This window comes from Rosettibacter sp. KY25 (assembly GCF_057554405.1).
In genome coordinates, this window is record NZ_BAAJAO010000041.1 from 1 (window position 1) to 8949 (window position 8949).

The window sequence follows — 8949 nt, forward strand, 5'->3', positions numbered from 1 at the left end:
TCTTAAATTATCAGGTTGTAGATTAGGATTATTGATAAACTTTAATGTAAGACATCTAAAAGATGGAATTAAAAGAGTAATTTTATAAACTCTTCGTGTAACTTTGTGACGAACTTTGTGTCCCTTTGTGGTGAAAAAAGATTTACCACGAAGGGCACAAAGGTATTTCACGAAGGAACACAAAGAAAAGTATTATGAAAAAACTAAACATTTGTATTGTAGAAGACGAAGAAATTTTAAGAGTATCACTGAAAGATGATTTACTCGATGCAGGTTATATCGTAATTGACTTTGAAAATCCAATCAAAGCTCTTGAGCATTTTAAAAAGAAAAACTGTGATGTTATCATTTCTGATATTCGTCTACCCGAAATGAATGGACTTGAACTTTTATCAAAAATAAAATCAATCAATCCAAATGTTTTTGTAATAATGATGACAGCATTTGGTTCAGTTGAAACTGCAGTTGAGGCAATGAAAAAAGGAGCTTTTGATTACATCACAAAACCATTCAACAAAGAAGAACTACTTTTAATTATTGATAGAATAAAAGAACTTATAACACTTCAATCAAAAAATTTAGATTACCAAAATTACTTTCAGGATCAATTCAACTTTGATGCATTCATTGGTAATAGCCAATATGTGAACGAACTAAAAGAAACTCTCAAAATAATTTCACAAACCAACTCAACAGTTTTAATAACTGGAGAAACAGGAACAGGCAAAGAATTAATTGCAAATCTTATTCACTATAATTCACCAAGAAAAGAAAAACCGCTTGTAAAAGTCAGCTGCGGAATTTTATCAAAAGAAGTTATTGAGAGTGAATTGTTCGGACACGAAAAAGGTGCATTTACGGGTGCAGATAAACTTCGCATTGGAAGATTTGAAAAAGCTGATCAGGGAACAATTTATCTTGATGATATTGATGATGTTCCGCTTGAAACTCAGGTTAAATTATTACGCGTTCTTCAGGAAAAGGAAATTGAAAGAGTCGGTAGCAGTGAACCAATTAAAATTGATGTTCGTGTGATTGCATCAACCAAAGCTGATTTGAATAATCTGGTGAAAGAAGGAAAATTCAGAGAAGATTTATTTTATAGATTAAACATTCTTCCAATCCATCTAAGACCCTTGCGTGAAAGAAGAGATGATATTATTCCGCTTTTTAATTATTTCTTAAATCATTTTTCTTATCAAAAAAAATATGAAGTAGAAAATGCTGTTTATGAAATTTTGAAAAATTATCATTGGCCTGGAAATGTGCGGGAGCTGAAAAATATTACAGAACGATTATCAATTCTTTGCTATGATTGTAAAATTACAGTAAACAGGCTTCCACAAGAATTAATCTTGGATAAGATAGATGTTGATACTTTGACCTCAACTCAAAATAAATCTTTAACAGAAATTGTTGAAGATGTTGAGAAAAAATTAATTAAAAATGCTTTAATGAAAACAGGCAACAATAAAGCGAAAGCCGCAGAACTACTTGGACTGCCTCCTTCAACACTAAAAAGTAAAATTGAAAAGTATGGTATTAATTAATACTTAGTGTTCCTTTGTGAAATCCCTTCGTGTCCGTTCGTGGTTAAATTTTTTCACCACTAAGTTCACAAAGGACATCACGAAGATGCACAAAGAATATTGTAATTTCCTTAGTGTTCTTTTGTGAAAGGACTTCGTGTTCCTTTGTGGTTAATTTTTTTTCACCACAAAGCTCACAAAGGACATCACGAAGGTGCACAAAGTAAATCCTCTCGCCGAAACTCCGTCGCTTTCGCCAATATTTCGTTTTATCAAACTCCTTGTTAAAAACAAAAGCTTATGTAATCAAATTTAACCGCAGTTTATGTCTGTGGCATTTCTTTTGCTTTTTATCAATAAAAAAGGAAATAATATGTTTGGTAATTTAGGGGTAACAGAAATTTTAATTATTGTTGGAATAATTGCATTACTCTTTGGTGCTAAGCGAATACCCGAAATTGCTAAAAGCATCGGCAAGGGAATCCACGTTTTCAAAAAAGAAATCAAATCAATTGAAGATATCACAAAATAAAATCTAAAAGGAGAAATATGAAAAAGTTATTCTTATTTACATTCATTTTATTTTTATCATCGAACATTTTGTTTGCTCAAGAAGTCACAAATAAAGGAAGAATATCCGGTTATATGTTCGGAGATTATTTCTATAATGCTGCGAGAGATACAGGTATATCTTCATTATCTAATGTTGTAAATGGTGGGAAAAAAGATTTAAACGGATTTCAGTTCAGAAGAATTTATTTTACCTACGATTATGATATTTCAGAGTCATTCACAACTAAATTCAGATTAGAAGCAGATCAGGTATCAAATACAAATGATGGTAAGATCGGTGTTTTTGTTAAAGATGCCTACTTGCAATGGAAAAATATCTTTAAAGGAAGCGATTTGGTTTTTGGAATTCAACCAACGCCGGCTTTCGAAGTATCAGAAAGTATTTGGGGAAACAGATTTCTGGAAAAAACTATTATGGATTTAAGAGGAATAGTTTCTTCACGAGATATCGCAATTACACTCAAGGGCAAATTTGATTCTGAAGGAATGTTCAAATACTGGTTAATGATTGGTGATGGTTCTGGCAATAAGCCGGAAACCGATAAATACAAAAGATTTTATGCACACATTCAGTATTCACCAATTAAACAATTTACTGCTACACTTTATGCTGACTTAAAAGCTCGCCCGAAAATTAATGATCCGGCTAGTACATCAAATCCACCGGCAACAATTGCCAACAATGATTTAACTTATGCATTGTTCCTTGGATACAAAGAAAAAGATGCTTATACATTTGGTGTTGAAGGATTCTTAAACTCAAGACAAAATGGAATGCTTAAGAGTGGTTCTTTGAAAAATTTAACCGGAATGGGAATCTCAGCATTTGCTTCATACAACTTCTCAAAAGAATTAGCAGTTGTGGGAAGATATGATTACTACGATCCGAATACAGATTCTGATGCAAAAGGTGATATGAGAAATTGGTTCATCTTCAGTTTGAATTACAAACCGATCGATAAAGTTACAATCAGTCCTAATGTTATAATTGAAACTTACGAATCAATTCCAAATGGAAGAAGTATTGATGCATCAATTACACCAAGAATAACATTTTTCTATTCATTCTTTTAAAATATTGCAGCAACTATTACTAATCTGTGCTAATAAATTAAACGGAGAAAAAATGGCAGAAGAAAAAAAACAAGAAAGTTTATTGAACAAAGAAATTTCAAGAAAAGATTTCTTAAGAACTGCCGGAGTTGTTGGTGGCGGTGTTGCAGTTTCAGTTGCTGCGGTTACTGTCTCTCGCTTAAGCCCTCCACCTGAGGTTCCTACCGGTAAAGAAACTATTCGCGATATTCCTGATTTCAAGACAGTTGAAATAAATGAAAAATCAGATTTATTATTAAGAATGCAAGCAGAGTTGAAAAAAGCTTTGGCAAAACCCGTTGAAGAAAGAAGATGGATGATGGTTATTGATACAAGAAAATGTGTTGGCTGCCACGCTTGCACAGTTGCCTGCATTGCAGAAAATAAACTTCCTCCTGGAGTTGTTTATCGTCCTGTTGTGCAAGAAGAATTTGGTGAATATCCCAACACTCAATTGAGATTTTTTCCGAGACCTTGTATGCAATGTGAAGAACCGTCTTGTGTTGCTGTTTGTCCTGTTAATGCAACCTGGAAAAGACCTGATGGTATTACGCAGATTGATTATGACAAATGTATCGGATGTCGTTATTGTATTTCAGCTTGTCCTTATGGTGCAAGAACAAGTGACTTTGGTGAATACTACACTGAGGATACACCCGAACTTCAACCTTATGAATTGCTGTCAAGTAATGAATATGGAAAAAGCTGGAACCGTGAAGGGCACAATTCACCAATGGGCAATGCGCGCAAATGTCATTTTTGTCTGCACAGATTGAATGAAGGTGAACTTCCAATGTGTGTATCAACTTGTATCGGCAGAGCAAATTATTTTGGTGATGCGAGTGATCCGGATTCGTTGGTTTCTGAAATGGCTCGTCAGCCAAATCAGATTAAACTGCTTGAAGAAAAAGGCACTAAACCATCAGTCATTTATTTGGTATGAGGTGAAATATGTTAGAAAAAACTTATAAAAATTTATCAAGAATATGGATGGTAGTCTTTGCTATCGGATTTATTGCACTTATCCTAAAATTCATTACCGGAGAAAGATTGGCGGGATATGGTAGTTATGTGCCTTGGGGTTTGTGGGTCGCTTTGTACTTTCATTTTGTCGGAATAGCTGGCGGTGTGTTTGCATTAGGAGTTATCGGTTATGTATTTAATTTAACCGGCTTCAGAGAAAATTTCAGAGTTGTAATTGTTGTATCGGTGGCTGCAATAATTACGGGATTGTTCTCAATCTGGTTGGACCTTGGTCAGCCATTCAGATTTGCAAGAATTCTGTACGCTCCAAACTTCGGTTCAATGATGGCTTTTAATGCGTGGATGTACACTTTCTTTATTATTACTGCCGGAGTGATTTTCTGTCTGACTTTGAATAAAGAAAAGCAAACAGATTTTCACGATAAGAAAAGATGGATACTACCTCTAATGGCTTTAGGATTTCTGTTATCTATTGCATTTCCAAGTCAAAGCGGTGCATTCTTTGGAGTTGTTGATGCAAAACCATATTGGAGTTCTCCATTACTTCCAATTTTATTTTTGGTTTCTGCAATTACATCTGGCGGAGCAGTTCTTCTTTTAATTTACACTTTTCTTCATTATGAAGAATTTGATTTGACACATCAGCCATTTAAAATGCTTCGCTACACTATTATTGGTGGAATTATTTTTTACTTCATAGCTGAATTTGCAGAATACAGTTTAGTCTTTTGGTCACCTAATTCACATATTCGGGAAGCTGTTGAACTTATTCTGTTTGGTCCCTTCTGGTGGGTGTTCTGGTTTGTTCACTTAGGTGGTGCATTAGTAGCGCTTTATCTTTTATTAAAGGGTAAAACATATCAGATGGTTGGAACAGGAGCTTTTATTGTTGCTGTAACTTTTGTCTCTGCAAGATTAAATATTTTAATACCAGGACAAGCCGTAGCAGAACTTAAAGGATTAAAAGAGGCTTTCTATCACGAAAGATTAAGGTTTGATTACTCGGCAACATTGAATGAATATCTTATTGCTCTGTTCATCGGTGCATTTGGAGTTGCATTAGTTTATTTCGGAATAAAGTTTCTTTCACAATTCACTAAAAAGAAATTAGGAACAGAATTATGAAACAGGAATTAATTGATAAATCAAGAAGAAGTTTTTTAGCAAAAGGTGCTCTTCTCGGGGGAGGAGCTCTTGCAGCAATTTTCGGAGGAGAAAAAGCTTCTGCCCAAACACAACAGCTGATTATTAAAAGCAAAAGACCCGATGTTGATTATCCTTTCAACAAACCCGAAAATATTATTTACTCGGTTTGTTTGAACTGTAACACCGGTTGCGGCATCAAAGCTAAAATTCAGGATGGAGTTCTTGCAAAGATTGATGGCAATCCGTACAATCCTTGGACAATGGTGCCTCATCTTTCAATGAAGACTGACATTGACGAAGCAGCAAGAATTGATGGCGCGCTTTGTCCTAAAGGTCAGGCGGGTATTCAGATAGCTTACGATCCTTATCGAATCAGAAAAGTCTTGAAACGCGCCGGAAAAAGAGGTGAAAATAAATGGATTACAATTCCGTTTGAACAGGCAATTCAGGAGATTGTTGAAGGTGGAAAATTATTTGCAAATGTTCCCGGAGAAGAAAACCGCGTAGTTGAAGGATTGAAAGATATTATGGCTTTGCGAGATGCCGATGTTGCCAAAGCAATGGCAGAAGATATTAAAGCTATCTGGGATGAAAAAGATAAAGCAAAGAAACAAGAACTTGTTAAAGCTTTCAAAGAAAAACATAAAGATAATCTTGATAAACTAATTGATCCAGATCATCCTGATTTGGGACCGAAGAACAATCAGTTTGTAATGGCTTTTGGTAGATTGAAAAACGGAAGAAAAGAATTCTTTACTCGTTTTCAATCAGCATTTGGAACAATTAACTTACACGGACACACAACAGTTTGTCAAGGTTCATTGTACTTCACTTGCAAAGCAATAAGCGAACAGTATCAAGGTGGTAAATTTACAGGCGGTCAAAAATTTTATTGGCAGGCAGATCTTGAACACGCAAAGTATGTTCTATTCGTTGGTGCTAACTTATTTGAAGCTAACTATGGACCTACAAACAGAACTGTCCGATTAATGGAAAATCTTGCAAAAGGTTATACAAAAATTGCTGTTGCAGATCCACGATTTTCAAAGCTTGCAAGTAAAGCTCACAAATGGTTACCAATTAAACCAGGTACTGATGCTGCTCTTGCTCTTGCGATGATTCAATGGATAATTAATAACAATCGCTTTGATGAAAAGTTTTTACGAAACGCTAATAAAGCAGCTGCAAAAGAAACCAATGAAACAAGCTGGACAAACGCTACCTGGCTTGTTGAGATAAAAGATGGTGAACCGGGTAAATTAATTCGCGCAGCAGATTTTGGTTTGAAGTCAGCTGAGAAAAGAAAGATGGAAGACCCGAAAGACAAGACTAAAGAAATTGAATATGAAGAAAAGTTTATGGTTGTGATGGTCAATGGCAAACCAACCTGGGTTGATCCTAATGATGAAAAAAATCCTGTTTATGGTGATTTATTTGTTGACACTGAATTAACAAATAAAGAAGGAAAGAAAGTAAGAGTTAAATCCGGTTTGCAAATTCTAAAAGAATCTGCTGAAGAAAATTCAATTACAAAGTGGTGTGAGATTGCCGGAGTAAATGAAAAAGATGTTATTGAAGTTGCACGCGAACTAACAAGTTATGGAAAGCAAGCGGCCGTTGATATTCATCGAGGACCAGCGCAGCATACAAATGGATTCTACAATGTACTAAGCTGGATGTCTTTAAATATGCTTCTGGGAAATTTTGATTGGGCTGGTGGTATGTGTAAAGCTACTACCCATAAATACGATGGTTCAAAAGGGGGAATCTTCGATTTAACAAAAGTTAAAGGAAAAATTCCAACTTTCGGGATAAGTTCTATTCGTCACGATGTTGACTATGATAAAACAACAATCTTTGAAGGCTATCCTGCAAAACGAAACTGGTATCCGCTTTCATCAGATATTTACGAAGAAATTATTCCAAGTATTGGCGATGCGTATCCATATCCAGTAAAAGCTTTGTTCTTTTATATGGGAGCGCCAACTTACGCACTTCCTGCTGGTCATACAAACATCGAAGTTCTTGCAGATGTTAATAAACTTCCTTTATTCTTCTGCAGCGATATAATAATCGGCTCAACATCAATGTATGCTGATTATATCTTTCCGGATCTGTCATATCTTGAGCGATGGGAGTTTCAAGGTTCGCATCCGAATATGCCTTCTAAAGTTGAAAATGTTCGTCAGCCAGTTATCTCTCCTATTCCTGAAAAAGTAAAGGTATATGGCGAAGAAGTTCCCTGCAGTCTTGAAGCATTGTTTATGGCTTTGAATGAAAAACTGGGATTAAAGGCATTCGGTAAGAATGCTCTTGGTGATGGATTGGATTTAACAAAACCAGATGATTTTTATCTGAGAGCAATTGCAAATCTTGCTTATACCGAATCACCCGTGCCAGATGCAGACGATAGAGAACTCGAAGTATTTTCAAAAGCCCGCAGACACCTCGATAAATCTGTTTTTGATGAGCAGCGATGGAAAAAAGTTGTTGGCGAGGAGAATTGGCGTAAAGTAGTTTATATTCTGAACAGAGGAGGTAGATTTGAAGATCACGATAAATCATTTGATGGTGAAAAACTTAAACATCGTTATGCTGCATTATTAAATCTTTATCAGGAAAAAACAGCAACGAAAAAATATTCAGCAACTGGAAAACATTACTATGGATATGCAAAGTATCTTCCAATAATGAATTATGTGCAGGATAGAGTTGATAAAATTTCCGAAGGTTATGATTTACATTTGATTACACATAGAACAATTACGCAAACAAAATCAAGAACTATTGCGGCTTATTGGCTGCAGCCAATTATGCCCGAAAATGGAATTCTGATTAATCCAAAAGATGCTGCAAAACTTGGTATCAGTAAAGATGATAAAGTAAGAATTATCAGTGCTACTAACATTGAAGGTAAATGGGATTTTAAAAATGGAAAGACTAAAGATATAGTTGGTAAAGTTGTTTTAACTGAAACGATGAGACCGGGAGTAATCTCTTTTGTGCTAGGATTCGGTCATTGGGCAACCGGCTCAGAAGACTTTGAAGTTGATGGTGAAACAATTAAAGGTGATCCGCGCAGAGCTAAAGGTTTACACGCTAATGCTGTAATGTGGACGGATTCATCATTACGAAATAACACCTGTATGGTTGATCCTGTTGGTGGTAGCGTTTCGTTTTATGATACGAAAGTTAGATTAATTAAAATTTAGTATTTTTCGTAGTTCTTTAAAATATTTTCTCCGAGTTGATGAGTCTAAAAAGTTTATTTTTACCACAAAGAACACAAAGTTCATCACAAAGATTCACAAAGAAGCCTTCGTGTTCTTAGTGAAAATCCTTAGTGTAACTTTGTGGTAAAACAAAAACTTCACGATTCATCAACCGACTTGTCTGGCTTCAGACAGATAGGGTAAGTCTGGAAACGGACTTGTCCCGCTTTAAGCGGGATAAACCTGCCAGTTCGTCGATTAAATCGATGGGACGCTTTGCAAAGGAGAGTTTAATAAAATGATTTTGATTATTCATTAATATTTTTTTAAACCCCGCAATGCAAAGCGGGGTTTTTTATTGTTCGTTCTCTTAGTGTCCCTTTGTGAAAATCCTTTGTGAACTTTGTGGTTAT

At 35.3% G+C, this 8949-nt stretch carries 7 protein-coding genes; all 7 read left to right on the forward strand.

The annotated features are described in order from the left end of the window. The coding region (locus AC27L2_RS13445; RefSeq protein ID WP_487212288.1) for a GxxExxY protein at positions 1 to 88 on the forward strand (88 nt) is incomplete at its 5' end. A gap of 106 nt (positions 89 to 194) precedes the next feature. Beyond that, positions 195 to 1550: a sigma-54-dependent transcriptional regulator gene (locus AC27L2_RS13450; RefSeq protein WP_487212281.1), complete on the forward strand. Its 1356-nt coding sequence runs from the start codon at positions 195 to 197 to the stop codon at positions 1548 to 1550. Between the two features lie 352 nt (positions 1551 to 1902). Then, positions 1903 to 2061: a twin-arginine translocase TatA/TatE family subunit gene (gene tatA, locus AC27L2_RS13455; RefSeq protein ID WP_487212282.1), complete on the forward strand. Its 159-nt coding sequence runs from the start codon at positions 1903 to 1905 to the stop codon at positions 2059 to 2061. Between the two features lie 17 nt (positions 2062 to 2078). Continuing rightward, entirely contained in the window at positions 2079 to 3176 is a 1098-nt protein-coding gene (locus tag AC27L2_RS13460; protein WP_487212283.1) for a porin family protein, read from the forward strand. A gap of 52 nt (positions 3177 to 3228) precedes the next feature. Continuing rightward, the gene (locus AC27L2_RS13465; protein WP_487212285.1) at positions 3229 to 4137 is read left to right on the forward strand and encodes a 4Fe-4S dicluster domain-containing protein; all 909 of its coding nucleotides are present in this window, start codon (positions 3229 to 3231) and stop codon (positions 4135 to 4137) included. A gap of 8 nt (positions 4138 to 4145) precedes the next feature. Beyond that, complete coding sequence (nrfD, locus tag AC27L2_RS13470; RefSeq protein ID WP_487212286.1) at positions 4146 to 5303, forward strand: NrfD/PsrC family molybdoenzyme membrane anchor subunit; 1158 nt, start codon at positions 4146 to 4148, stop codon at positions 5301 to 5303. Then, positions 5300 to 8536: a molybdopterin-dependent oxidoreductase gene (locus AC27L2_RS13475; RefSeq protein ID WP_487212287.1), complete on the forward strand. Its 3237-nt coding sequence runs from the start codon at positions 5300 to 5302 to the stop codon at positions 8534 to 8536. Before nrfD ends, AC27L2_RS13475 begins: the two co-directional genes overlap by 4 nt. The last annotated feature ends 413 nt before the right edge of the window (positions 8537 to 8949 follow it).

What these genes read in the sequence shown, in the direction of transcription:
- AC27L2_RS13475 (WP_487212287.1), top strand. Translation starts at nt 5,300, where the DNA reads ATGAAACAGGAATTAATTGATAAATCAAGAAGAAGTTTTTTAGCAAAA.
- AC27L2_RS13450 (WP_487212281.1), top strand. Translation starts at nt 195, where the DNA reads ATGAAAAAACTAAACATTTGTATTGTAGAAGACGAAGAAATTTTAAGA.
- tatA (WP_487212282.1), top strand. Translation starts at nt 1,903, where the DNA reads ATGTTTGGTAATTTAGGGGTAACAGAAATTTTAATTATTGTTGGAATA.
- AC27L2_RS13465 (WP_487212285.1), top strand. Translation starts at nt 3,229, where the DNA reads ATGGCAGAAGAAAAAAAACAAGAAAGTTTATTGAACAAAGAAATTTCA.
- nrfD (WP_487212286.1), top strand. Translation starts at nt 4,146, where the DNA reads ATGTTAGAAAAAACTTATAAAAATTTATCAAGAATATGGATGGTAGTC.
- AC27L2_RS13460 (WP_487212283.1), top strand. Translation starts at nt 2,079, where the DNA reads ATGAAAAAGTTATTCTTATTTACATTCATTTTATTTTTATCATCGAAC.